The following is a 22,048-nucleotide window of genomic DNA, read 5'->3' on the forward strand; positions in this document are numbered from 1 at the left end:
GGATCAATGAGCGACTATAAATTTACTTTGAATTTGCCGGAAACAGAGTTTCCGATGCGTGGTAATTTGGCAAATCGCGAGCCAGAGATGTTAGAGCGCTGGACAAAAGACGGTTTGTATCAACAGATCCGTGATAGCCGAATTGGCCGTACTCCCTTCATTTTGCATGACGGCCCACCGTATGCGAATGGCAGTATTCATATTGGTCACTCAGTTAATAAAATCCTCAAGGACATTATTGTTAAGTCAAAAACTATGTCTGGTTTTGACGCACCTTATGTACCAGGTTGGGATTGTCATGGTTTGCCTATTGAGCTGAAAGTTGAGCAAAAAGTGGGTAAGCCAGGTCAAAAAATCTCTGCGGCAGAATTCCGTGAAGAATGCCGTAAATACGCTGCAGAGCAAGTTAACGGTCAACGTGAAGACTTTATCCGTTTAGGTGTGCTGGGTGATTGGCAAAATCCGTACTTAACGATGGATTTTTCAACGGAAGCTAATATCGTTCGTTCTTTATCGAAAGTGATTGAGAGTGGTCACTTACATAAAGGCGTCAAACCTGTGCATTGGTGTACTGATTGCGGTTCTGCCTTAGCTGAAGCTGAAGTGGAATACGAAGACAAAACATCACCTGCTATTGATGTGGCGTTTGTGGCTGCCGATAGCAAAGCTGTTGCGGCTAAGTTTGGGGTAAGCGATTACTCACATCCTGTCTCTATGGTGATTTGGACGACCACGCCATGGACGCTACCAGCGAACCGCGCCTTGTCTTTAAGCTCTGAGTTAGATTACAGCTTAGTTGAATTCGAAAAAGACGGTGTTACGCAAGCACTTATTTTAGCTGAAGTATTAGTTGAGTCTTGCCTGACTCGCTATAACATCGAAAGCCATACCGTGCTTGGCTCTGCCAAAGGCGCAGCGTTTGAGCTTGTCCGCTTTAATCACCCGTTCTTAGATTTTGATGTTCCGGCAATTTTAGGCGATCACGTCACGACGGATGCGGGTACTGGTATCGTTCATACTGCCCCTGGTCATGGTCAAGACGACTTTATTGTTGGTCAAAAATATGGTTTAGAAGTGGCAAATCCTGTTGGCGACAACGGTGTATACAAGCCTGATACTGAGTATTTTGCTGGGCAACATGTTTTTAAAGCTAACGATAACGTCGTAGCTTTGCTGAGAGAAAAAGGTGCCTTGCTGAATCACGTGGCTTACCGTCACAGCTACCCACATTGCTGGCGCCACAAAACACCAATTATATTCCGTGCGACGCCGCAGTGGTTCATCTCTATGGATAACCATGGCCTGCGTACGCAAGCATTGAAAGAAATCGAGCAGACTCAATGGATCCCTGATTGGGGCCAAAGTCGTATCGAAAAAATGGTTGAAAACCGCCCTGACTGGTGTATCTCACGCCAACGTACTTGGGGTGTGCCTATCACGCTGTTTGTGAACCGAGAAACCGAAGAGTTACACCCTGATAGCGTGTCGCTGATGGAACGCGTGGCGAATCGTATCGAACAGCAGGGTATCCAAGCTTGGTGGGATCTTGATGCCGCAGAATTGCTGGGTGATGAAGCGGAACAATACCGTAAAGTCACTGATACTTTGGACGTTTGGTATGACTCTGGCTCAACCTTCTCATCAGTGGTAGCCGCACGTCCTGAATTCCACGGACACGGGGTTGACTTGTATCTTGAAGGTAGCGATCAACATCGCGGTTGGTTTATGTCATCTTTGATGATTTCAACCGCAATGAATGGCAAAGCACCGTATAAGCAAGTGCTTACCCACGGTTTTACCGTCGATGGTAAAGGCCGTAAGATGTCAAAATCTATTGGTAACGTGATTGCACCACAAACGGTAACCAACAAATTAGGCGCCGACATTCTGCGTTTATGGGTTGCGGCAACAGATTACAGCGGTGAGATGACGGTTTCAGACGAAATCTTAAATCGCAGTGCCGATGCCTATCGTCGTATTCGCAACACTGCGCGTTTCTTATTAGCCAACTTAAACGGTTTCGAGCCCGCTAAGGATTTAGTGGCCGTTGAAGATATGGTGGCGTTAGATCGTTGGGTTGTTCGCCGTGCCGCTGCGCTGCAACAGGAAATCATCGAAGCCTATGATCAATATAACTTCCATATAGTGACTCAAAAACTGATGCAGTTCTGCTCGGTTGAGTTAGGCAGTTTCTATTTGGATATCATTAAAGATCGCCAATATACGGCTAAGCAAGAAGGCCATGCGCGCCGTAGTTGTCAATCGGCGCTGTATCTGATCTCTGAGGCCATGGTGCGTTGGATTGCGCCAATTCTAAGCTTCACTGCTGACGAAGTATGGCAATTACTGCCTGGCGAGCGTGATGCTTATGTCTTTACCCAAGAATGGTATCAAGGCTTGAAATCAGTCACCTTAGCGACTGATTTGAGCGATGACTATTGGCAGCAGTTGCTAACCGTGCGTAATGAAGTCAACAAAGTGATTGAACAAGCTCGCCGCGACAAACGTATCGGTGGCTCATTAGAAGCTGAAGTGACCTTGTTTGCGGATGCTACCTTGACTGAGCAATTAACCCATATCGGCGATGAGCTGAGATTTGTGTTGTTGACCTCTGAAGCCAAAGTATTGCCTTTAGCCGATGCGACATTGGAAGCGGTTGAGACTGAGTTGGCATCATTGAAATTAGTGGTTGCTTCAAGCACTGCCGAGAAGTGTGAGCGTTGTTGGCACCACAGAGAAGAGGTTGGCACTATTGAGGCTCACCCAACACTTTGTACTCGCTGCGTAACCAATATTGAAGGTGACGGCGAAGTTCGTCAGTTTGCGTAAAGGATCTGTATGCCATTAACTTGGAAAGACAGTGGCTTACGTTGGTATTGGGTAGCTGTATTGGTGTTTTTAGCCGATCAGCTATCTAAGCAATGGGTCTTAGCCAATTTTGATTTGTATGAATCAGTGAAATTATTGCCCTTCTTTAACTTCACTTATGTACGTAACTATGGTGCAGCTTTTAGTTTTTTAAGTGAAGCCGGAGGTTGGCAGCGCTGGCTGTTTACGATTGTTGCGATTGGATTCAGTACGTTATTGACTGTGTGGTTGCGTAAGCAATCGTCTTCTTTGTGGAAACTGAATCTAGCTTACACCTTAGTGATTGGTGGTGCTTTAGGTAATTTAGTCGATCGATTGATGCATGGTTTCGTGGTTGATTTTATCGATTTTTTCTGGAATAAGAGCCATTATCCAGCATTCAATATTGCCGACGCTGCCATTTGCGTCGGTGCAGTGCTGATTATTTGGGATGCATTTGTCAGCGGAAAGTCTGAAGCTGATAGCGCTGAAGGGGTTAAAAAGTGACTGTGACACGTTCATTATTATGCCACATGAACATTGTGCTTGCTGATGGCTCGACTGCCGATAGCACTAAAGCCTCGGGTAAACCGGCTCGATTAAATGTGGGTGATGGTACTTTAAGTCCTGCATTTGAGGCGCAGCTGGTGACGCTTGCTGAAGGTGATAAGCACAGTTTCACGCTTGAAGCGATTGATGCCTTTGGCGAATCCAATCCTGATGCTATCCATTATCTAGATCGAAGCCGTTTTCCGGCTGACATGAGTTTAGAGGCTGGCGTGATTGTGAGTTTTGCTGGCCCTGGTGGTAGTGAGATCCCAGGTATTGTCCGTGATGTTGCGGGTGATTCCATCACAGTCGATCTTAATCATCCTCTGGCAGGACACAAGATCACTTTTGAACTGGACGTAGTAAAGGTATTTTAAGATGAAACTCGATCCTACTAGCCCAAGTTTAAATATTATGCTCGCTAACCCGCGCGGTTTTTGTGCGGGTGTTGATCGTGCTATCAGTATTGTTGAACGGGCGTTGGAATTATTTTCGCCTCCTATCTATGTTCGCCATGAAGTCGTGCATAACCGCTATGTCGTGCAGAATCTGAAGGATCGCGGTGCGGTTTTTGTCGAAGAGTTAGATCAAGTGCCGGATAACAACATTGTTATCTTCAGTGCCCATGGTGTATCTCAAGCGGTGAGACAAGAGGCTAAGGCGCGAGGGCTGAGAGTCTTTGATGCGACGTGTCCCTTAGTAACTAAAGTACATCTTCAGGTGACGCGTGCCAGCCGCAAAGGTATTGAGTGCATCCTGATTGGCCATGAAGGGCACCCTGAAGTCGAGGGTACTATGGGGCAATACGATAATCCTAATGGTGGCGTTTATCTGATTGAATCGCCTGCAGATGTTGAAGCCTTGGAAGTTCGCGATCCCAATAATCTCTGCTTCGTGACACAAACTACTTTGTCTGTAGATGATACTTTGGACATTATTGTTGCGTTACAGAAAAGGTTTCCCTCTATAGAAGGTCCGCGAAAAGACGATATTTGTTATGCAACGCAGAATCGTCAAGATGCGGTACGCAATTTATCTGCAGACGTTGATTTGTTGATTGTTGTTGGCTCAAAGAACAGCTCTAACTCTAATCGTTTACGCGAGCTAGCATTGAAAACAGGAACCCAGTCTTATCTGGTGGATACTGCAGATGACGTTGAGTCTAGTTGGTTTGATAATGTTACACGTGTAGCCGTCACCGCAGGAGCTTCAGCCCCCGAGGTCTTAGTCCAACAAGTTGTTCAAGCAATCGCTAAGCTTGCCCCTAGTGTTGTGACTGAAGTTGAAGGGCGTAAAGAAGACACTGTTTTTGCTGTGCCAGCCGAATTACGTTAAATCTGTGTACTGTTTAATCGTCAATAAAAAAGAGGCTATAAGCCTCTTTTTTATTGTCTCAAATTCATTCAAAGCATAATGATGTCAATGCTTATGTGCTAATGTTACTGGCTACTTACATTTTACTCATCTATTATTAACTGTTGGTAATTTTTATCGTAATACTAAGATTTTTAAAGGTAAATAGCTGAAAAGCTTGTCAAAAATATGACTAAAATCGAAAGGTTGACACAAAGGGAATTTCAACGGGGCTTCTCATTAATTGAAGTGCTTGTTGCGTTAGTGATCTTAGTCATTGGCTTAATTGGCATTTTTAATCTGCATATTGTTGCAAAGCGTGGCAGCTTTGAATCCTTTCAGCAAACTCAAGCCTCCTATTATGCAAACGACATAATTAATCGAATGAAGCTGAATAGAGCGCAGCTGGGTAATTACGCTGGTGAGTATACTGGCTCTCTTAATAAACCAGGCAATGTTTGTGACGTTGCTGTTGGCGTAGTGAGTATATGTACTCCAGAAGAGACTGAAGCTTGGGATCTTTACCAGTGGGAACAGAGTTTTATGGGGGCTGCCGAAGTTATGGATAGCCAGAATGTTGGTGGGTTAGACTCTCCAACAGCTTGCATTAATGTAGATGGTTCAACTGTAACGGTCGCAATTGCGTGGAGAGGGATCCGAGAGGGCGCGGGTACAAGTTATTCTGGGAGTGAATGTGGAGAAGATATTGGTACGCGTAGGCGGCTTTTTATTCTTTCGACAATGATTATTTAGGTTAACTATGTATGGATAATTTAAAAAACTGTGAGAAAGGGATGTCGCTGGTTGAGCTAATGGTCTCTATGGTCATTGGCTTATTTCTCACTCTTGGGCTTTTTGGCATGTTTAGTATGTCTTCTTCCAATGTGATCACAACGAGCCAGTTTAACCAATTGCAAGAAAATGGACGAATTGCTTTGTCACTAATGGAAAGAGATATCAGCCAATTGGGTTTTATGGGGGACATAACGGGAACTGATTTTGTACTTGGAACCAATATGACCTTGAGGGATGGTGTTGCAAATGATTGTATTGGTGCAGGCGTAAATAACGGTACTTTACCTAATGCTGAACCTGCACACTTTAGGCGTCTATGGGGATATGAAGAGGGCGAGAGTGGGGATACATTAAGTTGCTTATCAGGTGTGAATCAGAATACGGATGTCATTCAAATTAAAAGATTAGTTGGCCCACCAGTGACTAATCCCAATGGCGAGCGTTTTTATATGGCTGCAACTTCGAGTGAAGCTGTGATGTTTAAAGGCGGTAATCCTCCCAATCCAGTACTCGAAAATGCTCGTTTTTGGGAATATCAGCATCATATTTATTTTATTAAAAATGATGGTTCTGTACCTGTTCTACGCCGAAAAACATTAACCAAGAATAATGGCATGAATAACGAAGAGCAGTTAGTTGAAGGCATTGAGAATATGCGTATTCTTTATGGTTTTGATAGTAATGGAGATGATACCGCCGATAGTTTTATGCCAGCAGAAAATGTAACCACATTAATGTGGGACAACGAATTATTTCAAAGACTTGTTGCCTTAAGGGTTTTCTTGTTGGTTCGCGCTATTGATGAAGATAAAAGTTACACCAATGAAACTACTTATACTCTGGGCGATAAGGAAATTAAAAATTTGAATGATCATTATCGACGCAAGATAGTTTCGACGACTATGGTGCTTGCTAATCCAGTGTTAATTAGAAATTAGAAGGTTGGTAAGATGAAAAAGCAAAAAGGAATTGTATTATTTTTTGCACTTATCATATTGTTGCTTATGACTATTATTGGTGTCGCTTTGGCTGTTAATTCGACCCAATCTATGCGTATGTCTGGAGCAGGATCAGAACGTATAGAGGCTAAGTCTGTTGCTGATGGTGGCTTAGAGGCGGCAATCGAAGCCAATAAAGGTGCTAGCTTAGCCAAACTATCTGAGATTTCATCAGTGGTTGAATTTGGTTCTAACCAAACGTTAACGCCAATTCCTTATGAAGTTGATGCTGCAGGTAATGTTGTCATTAGTGCAAAAGATGTTGGATGCCAGCGAAGTACAAGGCCAAATAGTGGTAATTTAATTAGCTGTCGGCGTGTTGAGATTAGTAGTACAGCAGAATTTGGTAGAGATAAACTGGGCCAACTCACTGTTGTCGCAGGTGTGGAGCAAGAAGTTTTAACTGGGAGTTAGATATGATTATTAAAAAGCTGGCTTGTTCTATACTACTTGCGCTGACTTTTGTGTCGGCTTTCTCCTTTGGTGACGATACTGAGTTATATGTAAAAGAATCAACAACTCGAACGGGCGCAAGACCTAAAGTGCTCGTTATATTTGATAACTCAGGAAGTATGTCAACTGAAGAAATTACTCAGGTTGTAGATTATGACCCTAACTATGACTACCCAGCCGTAAGTGGTTCTGGGTATAGTGATACTCTTATTTATTATGCTGTTGGCGGTGGGGGATTACCCACCCCTGATACTAGCTCTGATAAGCGTAATTTTAAAGCTAGTTTAAATGGATGTAGTCAAAGCAAAGCTGCATTAGCAGAGTTTGGTCGTTTTACTGGGTATATAAGAGAGTTCACATCAAGTGGTACTACTGGCGTTTGGAAAGAACTACCTGAAACAAATGGTACTGCAATAAAAGTAATTGATTGTTGGGAAGATATTTCTCAAATAAATCCGAGTAATTCATCATCATATCCTAATGGATTTCCTGCTAATGGGGTAACAACGGGGTCAGGTAGTAAAAAGAAAGCATATCCATATTTTACTTCTTCACTACCAGGAACAACTTGGACCAATGCTTTAGCCGCAGCCAATAATACTGACTTTGGTGTTGGACAACCTATTACCTTGTACACTGATAATTACCTAAGATGGTACGGATTATCTAAAGCGGGAAAATTACCAACGGTAAAAGTTTCAAGACTAGAAATTGCGAAGAAAGCGATTTCTAATATTATTAGTTCAACTCCAACAGTGGATTTTGGACTTGCTGTATTTAATTATAATTATCCAAATGAAGGTAATCGAGACGGTGGTCGAATTGTATCTGGCATTACTCAGATGACGGATAGTACGCGTGCGAGTTTATTAACTACTATTGATAATTTGCTGGCAAAAACAAATACACCACTATGTGAGACTATGTATGAAGCTTACCGTTATTTTGCCGGTAAGGGCGTTAAATATGGTCATAGTGATACAGATTATGGCTCTTATGTTGGAAATAAACCACCGTATGACAGCTTAGTGGAGAAGAGTGGTAACTACGCAAGTCCATTTAAAGTATGTACGGATATTGCTTATGTTATCTATGTCACTGATGGCTCTCCAACAGTTGATAAAAATGCGAATAATGACGTTATTAGTTTAACTGCCACAGGAAGTAAAGAAGGGGATTACTCTTCATTTTCTAAAAATCTAGATACAGCAAGCTATTTGCCCGCATTAGCTAGTTATATGTTTAATAACGACTTAATTAACAAGTTGGACAGTTCAAATACTGAACAAATGCAGAATGTTCGTACTTATACTATTGGTTTTAGTAAAGGTGCAGAAGATGCCGCACCTTTACTTGCTGAGACGGCTAAAAGAGGTGGTGGTTTATATTTTGCTGCTCAAAACAGTCTTGAACTACAGAATGCACTTAATGATGCGTTATCAAATATTTTGAATATTGATTCAAGTTTTACATCTCCAAGTATTGCTAGTAATAATTTTGATAGGACTCAGACATTTGATGCCGCTTATTACGCTATGTTTCTCCCAGGCAAAGGACCTCGTTGGAGCGGTAATTTAAAAAAATTAAAAGTAACCGCAGATGGAACATTGGTTGATAGTAAAGGGAATGCAGCTATAGCAGATAACGGTAATATTAAAGATGGTGCCTGTACTATATGGTCGGATTGTGTTGCGCAAAAGGATGGGAATAAAGTTGAAGTCGGCGGAGTCGCGGCACAAATCAGAAAGCAAGAAGTTAGGAGTATTGTAAGTAACTTAAATGGGTCCTCCAGTTTAACGCCCTTAACACTTGCTAATGCACAAACTGCAGCAGGCGGTGATGCTGCGCTAGCTAGCTATATGAGAACTAGCGTAGATGAGCTTGCTAATACGTTAAATTGGCTTAATGGGATAGATGTCGACGACGATAATAAAGATGGTAGTACGACAGATAAACGTAATGATGTTATGGGGGATCCTCTTCATTCTAAGCCACTTGCACTCAATTTCGGCACAAAAAACGCGACTGATATTCGTATCATGCTTGGCACTAATCAAGGTGTTGTGCATATGTTTAAAGATGCGGGCGAATCTGTATCAGAGACTTGGGGCTTTATTCCCTATGAGTTATTGCCTAATTTAACAGAACTGAGAAGTAATGATCCTTCAGGTGTACACACAGTATACGGAATGGATTCTTCTCCAGTTGCTTACACAGAAACTGATGCTGAGGGTAAAGTGATTAAAGCATGGGTTTATATGGGGATGCGTCGGGGTGGCTCGTCTTATTATGCCCTCAATGTGACAAACCCTGATAGCCCTTCTCTAATGTGGACTATTAATCCATCAACAGATGGTTTTTCTGATCTTGGACAAACATGGTCTGAGCCTATAGTGACGAAAATCGTTGGTTATGAAAAGCCTGTACTCATTTTTGGTGGTGGCTACGATGTTAGTTTTGATGCAACTCCTTCATCTTCTCCGGTAGGTCGTGCGGTTTATATTGTCGATGCAGAGAAGGGAACTTTGATTCATTCATTTGGTGGCTCTGCATCGGGTGCAACAGCACTTTCGGGAATTCAGGATAGCATTCCAAACTCAGTCGCCGTACTTGATAGTAATAATGATGGGTATACAGATAGGATTTATGCCTCCGATGTCGGTGCAAATGTCTGGCGTATTGATCTTCCAAGTGCAAGTAAGTCGAGTTGGAGTGCATTTAAATTGGCTTCTTTAGGTGGTACTGATAGTAATAATCGCCGTTTTTATGCAGAACCTGTTGTAGCACAAACGATGTTTACTAATTTATCCGAAGTTAAGGTGACAACAGAGAGTGGTACTACTACGACTAAAACTTATCAAAATGTTCCCTATGATGCGGTGGTGATTGGAAGTGGAACGCGACCCCACCCATCATCTACTGATATCAATGATATGTTTTTTACATTGCAAGATCGTAATGTGGTGACTAAGAGTTTTACTGGCGGTGATGTTCCCGAGGCGATCACAATCAATGATCTCTATGATGTGACTTCTACTGCACCTGCGTCTGAAGCCGACAACATAAGTTTCGGTAAAAAACTCGGCTGGTTCTATGATTTTAGTGGTCTAGGTGAAAAGAGTTTAACAGCTGCCTTGATTGTCCAAGGCAAAGTTTATTTCACTTCTTATTCTCCCCCTGCTGACTCGGTTGCCGATAACGTGTGTTTAGTGTCTGGTTCTGGCAAGTTATATCCGTTCGATTTGCACAAAGGAACGAGATCCTTTTCTCAATTATATTATGAACTGGGTGAACGTGTACCGGATACACCGCAGATTGTTATTCCTGCACCTGAATCCGGTAAAGATCCCTATATCTATATTATTGGAGTTGGTAAAGGTGAGAAAAATGAAAATGGGGATTATACAGGTACAATCAACGTTGCTTCTGGGTTAGGTGTTAATAAAATTTATTATCATATAAATGAATGAGTTATTAATTTATGAAGGTTCAACTTAAAGGTTTTACCCTGATAGAGGTGATGATCGCCGTCGTGATCATTGGTATTTTGGCATCGATTGCATACCCTTCTTATACGCAATACATTGCTCAGAGTGCAAGATCAGAAGGGTTAGCTGCTTTGATGCGTATAGCAAACTTGCAGGAACAGTATTATCTCGATAATAAAAAATATGCTACTGATTTAACAAAACTTGTAGGGGCAAACCCTTATATCACTGAGCATAAACATTACTCTGTATCATCAAGTGGTGAATCAAGCTTTACGATTAAGGCAGTTGCTCAAGGGGTTCAGGCTAGCCGTGATGCCTCGTGCTCTTCTTTAACAATATCAGATACTGGGGCAAAAGGTCCGAGTGCGGAGTGTTGGAAATGAAATTAATAAACCTCTTTATAACGGTGGCTTTCTTACCAAGCTTAGTTTGGGCTGACTCTGGAGCAACAGTCAGCGAACAAGACTTCAAATGCTACATTGCATCAAAGAAAAGTGCTGAGATTGCCTTCTATCATTGGAAGAGTAGTGAAATGAATGTGAGAATGGCTAGCCTTGTTGGTACTACTCGCCAATCAAATGATGGATCGAAATATTACATCTATAGTGTTGAGGAGTGTGTCGCATTAAACGCTGAATTTACTAATACTAAGGCGCAAGTTTTGGATAAGTTAACACCTAGATAAACATCTGCATGTATTTTTAAATGTTAACAACGAACGATTTAAGGATAATATTATTTTAGGGTAGTGAACGGTAGATTTAGTCTCCCATAGTTTATGTGCAGCTTTTCCCATCTGCGCCCTCTTTTATTAAACCTGAAGTGCTAATGTTGATGCTTTTAGAATTGTCACTTTGCCCATTTGAACAATAGATAATTGATGTTTCAACTGAGACTAAACCATCGGGTGTAAAATCAATTTTTTTATCGGCGGGCCCTGATAGGGAAATTACATCGTGTGTATTGAAACTATCGATCACTTTCAATACATTCTTGGCACCTCCATTGTCAATATATACACTGAACCCCTTATTCCAGTCTGTACCGCATGGTGATGCCGCGTATGGGCAGACTGTTACTGTTGCGCCATAGTTGACAGCTTGGTTTCTTGCAAAAGCAAACATATCACTAATTTTTCGTATTTCATTAGCGCTGCGTGTCCCTTCGTATAGCGACGTAAGTGATGGAACCCCTATGGCTAGTAGGATTGCTGCTACGGCAATTGTGACCATCAGTTCGACTAAGGTAAATCCTCTTGAAATAATTAACATGTAGCTATCCTCGTTAAAACTTAGCTAAGTATATGCGAGGAGACTCTAATGGTCAGTATCTATTCTATATTTTCAATATACCCAATAAATTGATTTTCTTGCTTTTATATAATTAAATTTAAATAGGGAGTATATATTTAAATTTAATCGCAATTGATATTTTTTGCGGTAGAAAGGCGAACTCTACCCGCCTGATTAACAACGATTGCACGGGAGTTTTTGCTATCAATTGTTCGTGGGCAATACTTGAAAGTACCATTACTTCCAGAAGCTAACCCATCAGGTTGAAATTTTATCGAACTTTTATTGTATGTTAAAAAATCTTTCGAATCGAATTCATCAATGACCTTAATAATTTTATCGTTAGCATCGAAGCTTTCGACTACACCTGTATCAATGAAAATTGTTAATCCCTTTTGCCAATCTTGAGTGCATTTTCCATTTACGAGTGGGCATGCTGTGACCCTATAACCATAACTAACAGCTGTATTTCGCGCAAATTGAAGTGTCTGCTGGATAGTTTTAATATTGGTATCAGCTCTTATCTGATCGCTGAGCTCGGTAAAGGAAGGAGCTCCAACTGTTAACAAGATTGTTGAAATCGATATCGTAGTGATAAGTTCTATCAGGCTAAAGCCTTTTCGATGGAAGTTCATAACAGATCCTTGTTATTTTACGCTTGCATCCCGCGAGCGAGTTAGTGCTGGTTAGAATGTAAGTATAAAATCTGAGGCAATATTCATAGTACTTTTTTTAGACTTTTATGTGCTAAAAGCGATTTTATAGAAACTGTGTTTTATGAGTAAAGCACTACATTCACTTCAATATTGACGTAACCCCGTGTAAGCTAGTGTTATTCTGTTTGTTTATGTTATTGCAAGGGATGAGGAATTTTTAATGAAAAAAGTTGAAGCCATTATTAAGCCATTTAAGTTAGATGATGTGCGCGAATCACTTGCAGAAATTGGTATCACTGGGATGACGGTACTGGAGGTTAAGGGCTTTGGTCGTCAGAAAGGGCATACAGAGCTGTATCGTGGTGCTGAATACATGGTGGATTTTCTGCCAAAAGTAAAAATAGAGTTAGTGATCCAAGACGATCTGCTCGACCAAGCAATTGATGTCATTGTTGAAACGGCCCGTACTGGCAAAATTGGTGATGGCAAAATTTTTGTCACTGATGTTGAACGTGTTATCCGTATTCGAACGGGTGAAGAAAACGAAGAAGCGGTATAAACTGCTTACGAACGATTCTAAAGGGCCTAGTGGCCCTTTTTTGTTGCCTAAGCATGTGGAAAAACTAAATAGTACCGCTAGGTTTCTGAAATATCTTTAATGGAAAATAGCCTGTTTTACTCAACTAATGTAGTTATCTCTTATCTGTAACATGGTATAACTTAGCCTCGCAAATGAGTTTTATGAGGTTGTCATTTTGGCTACAAAAAGAATAGTGATCGTGGGTGGTGGTGCTGCTGGTTTAGCGCTTGCATCGAAGTTGGGCCGTAAATGGGGCGGTAGTGATGTCGTCGATGTGTGCTTAATTGATAAAAGTCCTATTCATATATGGAAGCCTAAATTACACGAAGTCGCTGTTGGTGTGATAGATCAATCTATTGAAGGTTTACTCTATCGCGATCATGGACTTAAAAACGGTTATCGCTATATTCGTGGTGAGATAGAGCAGTGTGAGCCGGATGCTAAATCGATTCAGTTAGCCGCAGTCTATAATGATGAAGGTGAGTTGCTCCTAGAGCAGCGACAAATCAATTACGATTTTTTAGTGCTTGCATTGGGTGGAGTTTCTAATAGTTTCAATACATTAGGTGCTGATGAGCATTGTATTTTCTTAGACAGTCTTGAAAATGCCAATTTATTTCATCATAAATTACTCGACGCTTTACTCCAATTAAATGAAACGCAAGAAAGAGTCAGCATTGGTATTGTCGGTGCGGGTGCGACAGGTGTTGAATTGGCAGCAGAGCTTCATCATGTTATTGAGTCTGTTAAAGAGTACGGTTATCTGAATATCGCGAAGCATCATCTTGATGTGCATTTGATTGAAGCGTCACCCAAAATCCTTCCTCAATTACCAGAGCGTGTAAGCGCTAGGGCTCAAGCTGTTCTTGATCAGATTGGTATACGTTTACATATCGGTGTTCAAGTTAAAGAAGTGACTCGTGATGGTTTCATTACCCAAGATGGTGATGTGATTAAAGCAGGCTTAAAAGTATGGGCTGCCGGTGTCAAAGGGCCAAAAGCATTTCAGCATTTTGCAAAACTGCCCATTACTCCGCGAAATCAGGTAGAAGTTGATGATTGTATGCGAGTGAAAGGTCATCAAGATATCTACGCCCTTGGTGATTGCGCTCTATTGATCCAAAGTTCTGGCCAGCCTGTTCCACCAAGGGCGCAAGCAGCAGCTCAGATGGCTGATACCTTGTTTGATAATATCGTTAATCGATTACAAGGTAAGCCTGAAAAGGCCTTTATTTATAAAGATTACGGCTCATTAGTGTCTTTAAGCCGCTTCTCTGCGGTAGGCAATTTAATGGGGAACCTACGTTCTGGCACTTTCTTTGTTGAAGGCCATATAGCAAGATTGATGTATATCTCTTTGTATCAGAGGCATTTAGCCAGCCTTTATGGTTGGTTTTCGGCAATTGTGTATCGAGTAGCACAAAAGTTATTGAAGTGGCAGCGTCCGAAGCTCAAATTACATTGATTTCTATGTGATTTAGGAGATAGAAAGAGAGCAAATATGCTCTCTTTTTTTATTGTTTAGGAATTGCCGACGAGTCACGAATGATAGGTTCAGGAGTAAAGGTTCTAGAATATATTGCATCTTGCTCGCGACGTTTTGCTATTAATAATTCAGTAGCAACCTGAGCTATTTCTGCGTTTGGCTGATGTACTGTGGTAAGTTTAGGCCAGGTTTGACGTGAGAATGGGCTATCTTCGAAACCGACAATTGATAAATCAACGGGTATGTCTAAACCCGCTAAACGAGCCGCAAAAAGTGCACCAGCGGCAATTTCATCGTTACAAGCAACAATCGCCGTCGGGCGATTTTTTAGTTTGATGAGCTTGTTAGCGCCATCAACACCGGACTCAAATGAGTACTTCCCTTCAATTATGTAGTTTTCATTCAGCTTTAGGTTATTTATTGTTAATGCCTGTTTAAAACCAAGTAATCGCTCTTTGGTGGATTCATGGTGTAAATCTCCGCTTAAAAAAGCGATATGCTTGTGGCCTAAATCAATCAGATGCTGGGTGATTTGAACTGCACCGAATTTATCGTTGACTAAAATAGTCAATCCATTCTGATCGTTGTCTTTTTCTCCCGCAATAATGCGCACATAGTTAGCATCAATTTCAGTGAGTGCTTTGAGTACTTTAGGATCTTCTGACAAGGGAGGTGTTAGTACTAATCCTGCGAGCCTAGAATATTTGACTAGTGCTGTAAGCTCATCACATATGGTCTCTGATTTGGCATTGCAAGGGTGGATGACAAGTTCATAGCCCTTGTCTTTACAGGCTGACAAGATCCCATTTTGCATATCAATAATATAGTAAGCGTTTGGGTTATCGTAAATAAAACCAATAGCATAGGATTTAGTTCCTGCTAGATTTCTTGCCGCTAAATTAGGTTGGTAGTTAAGTGCTTTTATCGCCTCGTTCACTTTGTCAACGGTGGCCTGCTTCACTGAAGGTTCGTTATTGGTTACACGGGATACTGTCTTGATAGACACTCCAGCATATTTAGCTACGTCGTTGATAGTGACTTTCATTGATGTAAAAACTCTTTGTCTAAGGTCGCGAGGGGTTAACTGTTCTATGAACGTAAATTCTTTAACAGCAATTTACAAGCTTACATTTTTTATCAGTTTTTTCTGACTTATACATCTTATAGTGCGAGCTTTTGATGTGCTTAGCAATCCTGAATTGTTACAAATTGGCGTTAATTTATCATTGTTACAATTATGCTTGGAGTTGTAAATTTACGTCATAATATTAAAGCTCATGTTTTATAATGATTTTTAATAAAAATACTGATTCAGTATTCTGCTTTATGACATTTTTTTGCTTCCATCGTTATTTTGTTGTGGCAAGGCTGTTAATTATTGTGTAATGTTTGCACTAGACATGACAGCGTTGTCATTCCTCAGGGAATGGTTATGAATACTAAAACGATAATAAAGTTATGGAAGGGAAACGAGATGCGACCATCAACCTTTAAGAAAACTGTACTAGCTACAAATATTGCTATCCTACTTGGCAGTGCTGTATCCATCAGCGCTGTTGCTGCAGACGCCGTGGCAACCACCGCAGCACCTGATAATATTGAAAAAATTGAAGTTCGCGGTATGAGAGCATCAATGAAGGCATCAGTTAACGATAAACGTTTTTCTGATGCTGTAGTGGATGCGGTCACAGCAGAAGATATTGGTAAATTTCCAGATGGAGATGTGGGTGAGTCTTTAGGACGCATTCCTGGTGTCGCGGTTAATCGTCAATTTGGTCAAGGCCAACAAGTATCAATTCGTGGTGCTTCAAGCCAGTTAACCAGTACTCTACTAAATGGTCATTCTGTGGCTTCAACGGGTTGGTTTGATCAACAAGCTATTGACCGTAGCTTCAATTACAGTCTATTACCACCAGAAATGGTGGGCGGTATTCAAGTTTTCAAATCATCTCAGGCAGATATTGCCGAAGGTGGTATTGGTGGTACTGTAATTGTTAAAACCCGTAAACCATTAGATTTAGATGCAAATTCTGTATTCTTAAGTACAAAGGGGGATTACGGCACTGTATCCGAAGAGATAGATCCACAAACCTCAGGACTTTATAGCTGGAAAACGGAAGATGAAAAGTTCGGTTTCTTAGTCGCAGGTTCTTTAGATAAAACTCAATATCAACGTAATGGTATCGAATCTTTACTTGGTTGGGGGGAGATAGTTCCGACCACATTCCAGCAAGATCGAGAGCGTACCGCTGTTAATGCTGCATTCCAATACAGACCAACTGATAATCTTGAGTTTGGTTTGAATTTGATGAGCCTTCAACTTGATGCAAACAATGCTAATACTTCAATTTTCTTATTTCCTACTCAGCAGGGTGAAAATACTTGCCTTAAGAAAAATGCTGCAGGCGTGTGTACATTAGTTGAGCACACAGGTAAAGGTGGATTTGCTTGGGCTCAAACTTGGGCACGTAAAGCGAGTATGTCTTCTGACACAATTGATTTGGATTTTGCATATCAGGCAGATGCTTATAAGTTAGAAGGTCGTATTGGTAAGACCAAAGCTGAAGGTGGTACCGATTTAACTTCAAACTATGGTCAGTCTATTGGTAAACCTGAAGATTTCGCGGGTATCTATGATGCTACTGGCGATGTCATTGATATTAACATTGCAAACAACGCATTTGATGCTTCTGATTTTAATGGACAATTAGAAACAGCGGGTTGGGCTCTAAAAAAACAACCTAATACTGATGAAGAGTCCTTTGCGACATTTGACATTACTATTCCTGTTGAGCTAGGTGCTATTACGTCATTTAAATCAGGCATTAGTTATGCCGATCATGATGTTACTCAAACTACCGAGGCTGCTCAATCCTCTAATATAGTAGCAAAAGATGCATCAGCTTATTATTCTGGTACTATGTCATCTGGCGCAGGCTTCACCTTACCTAAGCCCATTTTTGATAACATGATTAATGATGCCTATGCTGCTATCGATGGTTTTACTCTCGATAAATCAGGATATGGCACACTGCAAGAAAAGAATTTAGCGCTCTATACTATGGCTACATTCGCTGGTGAAGGCGTTCGTGGTAACTTCGGTTTAAGATATGTGTCTACTGATGTTGAATCTGATTATTATGCGTTCAGCAAAACAGGTACATATGCTGATGGTTTAAGTACTGATAAAGCCAGCTATAACGATGTTTTACCAAGTGTAAATATTGCATTCGATCTTGCAAGTGATTTAATTTTAAGAGCCTCAGCAGCTCAAGTTATTTCACGTCCAAATTATGCCGATTTATTCGCAACCTCTAAGTTACCTGGCTTCAACGATGGTACTCCTGGTAACGAGAAGAAAGTCACCGGTAGCGTAAATTTACAACCTTTCAAAGCTTCACAAGCAGATGTCAGTTTAGAATGGTACTTCAGTGGAGAAGGTTTATTTGCAGCAACTTACTTTATCAAAGATGTAAGTTCATTTATCTCTACAAGAGAAAAACTGAATCAACAAATAGGAATTGAAGATCCAAACCTAATCACTGCAGGTGGTAGTACATGTGGTGCGGGTATTTACGATTGTTGGACTGTAAGTGAAAATTATAACGCTAATGGTGGCTCAATTGATGGTATCGAACTTCAGTTACAAGATTCATTCGATAGTGGTTTAGGTTACTCAGTTAACTACACCTTTGCAGACGCTTCATCACCAGCTGAAAACTATGCAGACCGTGTTGGAGTATTCTCTGACTCATCCAAACATACTGTAAACTTAGTTGGTTACTACGAAATGGATGATTTCTCAGCTCGGGTAGCTTATAACTGGCGTTCTGAATATATGATGCGTGAATTACCAGGGTTCTATGGTAACCGTGAACATCAAGCGTATGGCACCTTAGATTTAAGTGCTAGCTATAATCTAACAGATTATCTGTCGTTAACTTTTGAAGTGGTTAACTTGCTTGAAGAAGATAGCGTACAAAAAGGTGTATCTCCAGTGGATGCAGAGGGGGTTATTAGTGAATTTAAAGATAATTACCCTGTATGGAGTTTTGATGGTGAAGCCCGTTATAAACTCGGTGTTGCGTTGCGCTTCTAATTTAATTAGTTAGATTAATAAGAGCCTAGCAATTGCTAGGCTTTTTATTAAGCACTAAGCTGCGTTAAATTAAAAGTAATAATATTAAAGGGCTAATGGTTATCCAATATATGACTAAATGTGTTCACGCTTAATTGTAGGATCATGCTATGACTATAAGAAAAGTAGCGATAGTTGGTGGTGGGACATCAGGTTGGTTAGCTGCTAATCATTTAGGACTGGTTTTAAAGAACAATCCAGAACTCTCCATTACGCTCATCGAATCTCTAGATATCCCCATTATTGGTGTTGGTGAGGGGACTGTTCCCTCAATACGTAAATCATTATCAAGCTTTGGTATAAGTGAGTCAGACTTTATTAAATCTTGTGACGTCACTTTTAAACAGTCAATAAAGTTTGTAAATTGGCTCGATCGAGCAAAGCACGGAAACAATAATTTTTATCATCACCTTTTTGATATGCCGAGTCCATTGGGTGAGGATTTGACACCATATTGGTTAACTCATCCAAGAGAGCACTTTGCCGATTTAGTCTCGCCACAGCATGCCGTTTGTGAGGAAAGTAAAGGACCTAAGTTTATAACAACTCCGGAGTATGGTGGCGTTATGGGTTATGCTTACCATCTAAATGCCGCAAAGTTTGCTAAGTTATTAGCTAAAAATGCCATTGAACGATTTAATGTTGAACATATTTATGCAACGGTAAATGATATTTCTTTAGAGAAAGATGGTTCTATTTGTTCATTGTTGACAGATAAAGGGGAGTTATTTTTTGATTTCTATATTGATTGCAGTGGTTTTGAATCTATTTTTTTAGCAAAAAGATTTGATGTACCATTTATTGATAAATCACACCAACTCTTCATTAATACAGCATTAGTTGCTCAAGTGCCCACACAGGCTTTAGATCAAATTCCGCCATTTACGATTGCAACGGCTCATCAGGCAGGGTGGATTTGGGATATTGCCCTCACGCAAAGACGTGGAACTGGTTTTGTCTACTCGACTGATTATATGAGTAATGCTGAAGCTGAAGATACATTTGATCAGTACTTAGGTGGTCAACTTGCCGATCTTTCACATAGAAAAATTGCTATGAAAGTTGGTTATCGTCAGCAGTTTTGGGTAAAAAATTGTGTTGCATTAGGCTTAGCACAGGGATTTTTAGAACCGATTGAAGCGACATCTATTCTACTGACGGACTTTTCTGCACGCTTTCTTGCGGAGCGATTTCCTTCCGATAAAGATGATATTGATTATCTTGCTAAGCGCTTTAATGAAACAGTTTCTCAAGCGTGGGAGAGAGTCGTTGAATTTGCTAAGTTACATTATTGTTTATCCGACAGGTCAGACTCTGCTTTCTGGCGTGATAATCGCACCGATGAAACTATTCCTGAAGGCTTAAAACAACGTCTTAAAATGTGGCAAGATTTTATTCCAATCGCAGAGGATTTCCCTTCAAAGTTTGAAGTGTTCAACAGAGAAAATTATTTATATGTGCTTTACGGTATGAAGTATTCTACTCGACCCACTTATAGCAATGCAGAAGTTGATCAACGCGTTGTTCAACATCTGGCTAAGATGACGTTGTTAAAAAGTAAAATGATAAGTGAGTTGCCAGATCATAGAGAACTACTTGATAAAATCCGTCTCTACGGATTGCAATCTATATAGAATTGTACGAGTTATATAGAAAATATTAACAAGGAAAATAAAGATGACAACACATTATGTCCCTTTGAATGATTCTATTCATAGACACTTAAAAGTGAAAAATATTATTGACTATAAAGTTTTTGAAAAAATGCACATGTTGCCTCTTCAGGTTCAAGAGTTCATGTCAGCAGCAACGAGCTTTCCTATTATATTTACCAAAAACTCTCAAACAGGTGAATTCTTACCTGTAGCAGTTACATCTTTAAAAGAGAACTCGAACAAATTGATGATAAATGGTAGATGGATTGCTCGTTATTTACCTATTCAAGTTCAATTGTATCCTTTGGGTGCGAGTTATATTGATAATAAAATAATTATTGGAATTGATCTAAATAACTCGTCTGTGTGTGAAAACGGTGAAAATTCTTTGTTTACAGCTGATGGCGATAATACTGCTTATCTCAATACGCAGCTAGAGTTGGCCAGTCTTCAGGCTGACTATCAGGGAATTACAAAACATTTTATTAAGACTTTAATACAGCATGAGCTATTACAGCCTAGAACATTAACAGTAAATGCTCTGGACGGTACTAAGACCAATATTAATGGTATTTATACCGTTGATGAACAAAAAATTCATGAACTAGACGAAAGCGTTATGCTGGATTTTGCAAAATGTGGATTTTACTCTGTGATTTATGCACACCTTTGTTCTCTTAGTTTAATTGATTTAGTCATGGATAAATAACATTTAAAGAATGGTGTCATGCTGTATTGGTGGCATCAAATTATACGATTTATTTATGCTAGCTTTAAATTTAAGTAATGAATATGAATCACTTATAAATTTCTAACTCGCCAACATGACGCTACCCGTCAAAATGATCCAAATGGAGAAAAAGAGTTTTAATACTTTTACTGGGAGAAAGAGTGCTAATTTACGAGCGAGTAATCCTCCGATAATGGCGCCAGGGCCTGCGAATAACACTAACTCAAAGAGGGCATGGCTATTTGTTGAAAAAATATGGATAGGGCTTGCCGACCAGACTGTAATCGCAGAAACAACAACGCCAGTGGCGACCGCCATTTTGGCGCATAGTCCCTTTATCATGAGATAAATGACGACTAATTCACCGACACCTACCGATAACCAAGCTGTGATAATACCGCCGAAATAGCCAATGAGAGCGAGCCAAAGAAAATCGACCGGCATTATAGAGCGAGTGATTTGTGTGCTACTTTTGCTACTGATAATGATGGCGATACCAAGCACTATCGAGAAAATGCTAAAGCTGGTGTGTAGCGAAGAGGGCGAATTGAGTTGTAGTAATTGGCTACTCCAGAAACCTAAGACAGAAAAGAAGGCAGCAAGTAATGATGCTTTTACAAAACCAGACCATGCATCATCTTCTCGGTGGTGCTTTTTATAATGCAGTGACCATGAAATCGCGCCTGCGGTCATGCCAAAGCATTGGATCATAAATGAAGTCGAGACACTTTGAGACTCACTAAAGTTGAGGCTCGAAAATACCGGAATAAAGATGACGCCACCGCCAGCTCCTGTCGAGTTTGCAAATATCGCTCCTGTGATTCCTAGAAAAACGAAGCGTCCATATTCTTGGATAAGATCAAATAGCGAATGAAAATGGCTCGCCCAAAATAACCAAGCTCCACAGAGTAGTAATATCAAACTGAGGTTTAGGTAATATCGATTTAAGCGCGGAGCAGGCTGGGTATTATTGGGCACAAGTGTGTTAATGGGATTCATCAATAGCTACCGTGATCTTTGTCATG

General features: G+C 40.6%; 19 protein-coding genes. 15 read left to right on the forward strand and 4 right to left on the reverse strand.

Annotated features, from left to right (window positions below; all coding sequences use genetic code 11):
- Nucleotides 1–6: 6 nt before the first annotated feature.
- The 10 genes from ileS to KO533_RS03905 all read left to right on the forward strand — a co-directional run bounded on the left by ileS (nucleotide 7) and on the right by KO533_RS03905 (nucleotide 11,171).
- A complete protein-coding gene (gene ileS, locus KO533_RS03860) occupies nucleotides 7–2,829 on the forward strand; it encodes an isoleucine--tRNA ligase (protein ID WP_219252939.1) in 2,823 nt (940 codons plus the stop codon).
- 9 nt (nucleotides 2,830–2,838) lie between these two features.
- Complete coding sequence (gene lspA, locus KO533_RS03865) at nucleotides 2,839–3,354, forward strand: signal peptidase II (protein ID WP_173246249.1); 516 nt, start codon at nucleotides 2,839–2,841, stop codon at nucleotides 3,352–3,354.
- Entirely contained in the window at nucleotides 3,351–3,773 is a 423-nt protein-coding gene (gene fkpB / locus KO533_RS03870) for an FKBP-type peptidyl-prolyl cis-trans isomerase (protein ID WP_028760921.1), read from the forward strand. Before lspA ends, fkpB begins: the two co-directional genes overlap by 4 nt.
- 1 nt (nucleotide 3,774) lies before the next feature.
- A complete protein-coding gene (gene ispH, locus KO533_RS03875) occupies nucleotides 3,775–4,731 on the forward strand; it encodes a 4-hydroxy-3-methylbut-2-enyl diphosphate reductase (RefSeq protein WP_028760920.1) in 957 nt (318 codons plus the stop codon).
- Between the two features lie 183 nt (nucleotides 4,732–4,914).
- Nucleotides 4,915–5,502: a type IV pilus modification protein PilV gene (gene pilV, locus KO533_RS03880; RefSeq protein WP_219253109.1), complete on the forward strand. Its 588-nt coding sequence runs from the start codon at nucleotides 4,915–4,917 to the stop codon at nucleotides 5,500–5,502.
- An 11-nt stretch (nucleotides 5,503–5,513) separates the two neighbouring features.
- Nucleotides 5,514–6,482: a PilW family protein gene (locus KO533_RS03885; RefSeq protein ID WP_028760918.1), complete on the forward strand. Its 969-nt coding sequence runs from the start codon at nucleotides 5,514–5,516 to the stop codon at nucleotides 6,480–6,482.
- 12 nt (nucleotides 6,483–6,494) lie between these two features.
- Nucleotides 6,495–6,956: a PilX N-terminal domain-containing pilus assembly protein gene (locus KO533_RS03890; RefSeq protein WP_105249936.1), complete on the forward strand. Its 462-nt coding sequence runs from the start codon at nucleotides 6,495–6,497 to the stop codon at nucleotides 6,954–6,956.
- 2 nt (nucleotides 6,957–6,958) lie between these two features.
- Nucleotides 6,959–10,465 carry a PilC/PilY family type IV pilus protein gene (locus tag KO533_RS03895; protein ID WP_219252940.1) on the forward strand — a complete coding sequence of 1,169 codons (3,507 nt, stop codon included), beginning with the start codon at nucleotides 6,959–6,961 and terminating at the stop codon, nucleotides 10,463–10,465.
- Between the two features lie 11 nt (nucleotides 10,466–10,476).
- Nucleotides 10,477–10,869: a type IV pilin protein gene (locus KO533_RS03900; RefSeq protein ID WP_028760915.1), complete on the forward strand. Its 393-nt coding sequence runs from the start codon at nucleotides 10,477–10,479 to the stop codon at nucleotides 10,867–10,869.
- Nucleotides 10,866–11,171 (forward strand): TapY2 family type IVa secretion system protein, encoded by a 306-nt coding sequence (locus tag KO533_RS03905; protein WP_028760914.1) that lies wholly within the window; start codon nucleotides 10,866–10,868, stop codon nucleotides 11,169–11,171. The genes KO533_RS03900 and KO533_RS03905 overlap by 4 nt, the downstream gene beginning before the upstream one ends.
- 91 nt (nucleotides 11,172–11,262) lie before the next feature.
- Here KO533_RS03905 and KO533_RS03910 read toward each other — a convergent pair whose 3' ends face one another.
- Nucleotides 11,263–11,757, reverse strand: a complete 495-nt coding sequence (locus tag KO533_RS03910) for a GspH/FimT family pseudopilin (protein WP_219252941.1) — start codon at nucleotides 11,755–11,757, stop codon at nucleotides 11,263–11,265.
- Between the two features lie 143 nt (nucleotides 11,758–11,900).
- Nucleotides 11,901–12,413, reverse strand: coding sequence for a GspH/FimT family pseudopilin (locus tag KO533_RS03915; protein WP_219252943.1), 513 nt, complete (start codon nucleotides 12,411–12,413; stop codon nucleotides 11,901–11,903).
- Between the two features lie 241 nt (nucleotides 12,414–12,654).
- Between KO533_RS03915 and glnB the strand changes: the two genes are divergently transcribed.
- Entirely contained in the window at nucleotides 12,655–12,993 is a 339-nt protein-coding gene (glnB, locus tag KO533_RS03920; RefSeq protein ID WP_028760911.1) for a nitrogen regulatory protein P-II, read from the forward strand.
- Nucleotides 12,994–13,189: 196 nt separating this feature from the next.
- Nucleotides 13,190–14,479, forward strand: a complete 1,290-nt coding sequence (locus KO533_RS03925) for an NAD(P)/FAD-dependent oxidoreductase (protein WP_105249931.1) — start codon at nucleotides 13,190–13,192, stop codon at nucleotides 14,477–14,479.
- Nucleotides 14,480–14,528: 49 nt separating this feature from the next.
- Here the strand turns inward: KO533_RS03925 and KO533_RS03930 are convergent, their stop codons facing one another.
- Complete coding sequence (locus KO533_RS03930; protein WP_131525952.1) at nucleotides 14,529–15,545, reverse strand: LacI family DNA-binding transcriptional regulator; 1,017 nt, start codon at nucleotides 15,543–15,545, stop codon at nucleotides 14,529–14,531.
- Between the two features lie 429 nt (nucleotides 15,546–15,974).
- On the opposite strand from KO533_RS03930, the gene KO533_RS03935 reads away from it, so the two are divergent.
- The 3 genes from KO533_RS03935 to KO533_RS03945 all read left to right on the forward strand — a co-directional run bounded on the left by KO533_RS03935 (nucleotide 15,975) and on the right by KO533_RS03945 (nucleotide 21,002).
- The gene (locus KO533_RS03935) at nucleotides 15,975–18,599 is read left to right on the forward strand and encodes a TonB-dependent receptor (protein WP_028760908.1); all 2,625 of its coding nucleotides are present in this window, start codon (nucleotides 15,975–15,977) and stop codon (nucleotides 18,597–18,599) included.
- Nucleotides 18,600–18,748: 149 nt separating this feature from the next.
- Nucleotides 18,749–20,272, forward strand: coding sequence for a tryptophan halogenase family protein (locus KO533_RS03940; protein WP_219252945.1), 1,524 nt, complete (start codon nucleotides 18,749–18,751; stop codon nucleotides 20,270–20,272).
- 43 nt (nucleotides 20,273–20,315) lie between these two features.
- Complete coding sequence (locus tag KO533_RS03945) at nucleotides 20,316–21,002, forward strand: SapC family protein (RefSeq protein ID WP_219252947.1); 687 nt, start codon at nucleotides 20,316–20,318, stop codon at nucleotides 21,000–21,002.
- A gap of 102 nt (nucleotides 21,003–21,104) precedes the next feature.
- Here KO533_RS03945 and KO533_RS03950 read toward each other — a convergent pair whose 3' ends face one another.
- Nucleotides 21,105–22,022: a sulfite exporter TauE/SafE family protein gene (locus KO533_RS03950; protein ID WP_219252949.1), complete on the reverse strand. Its 918-nt coding sequence runs from the start codon at nucleotides 22,020–22,022 to the stop codon at nucleotides 21,105–21,107.
- Nucleotides 22,023–22,048 lie beyond the last annotated feature (26 nt).

The sequence above is a fragment of the Shewanella sp. NKUCC05_KAH genome (assembly GCF_019345585.1).
Classification (GTDB): Bacteria; Pseudomonadota; Gammaproteobacteria; order Enterobacterales; family Shewanellaceae; genus Shewanella; species Shewanella oncorhynchi.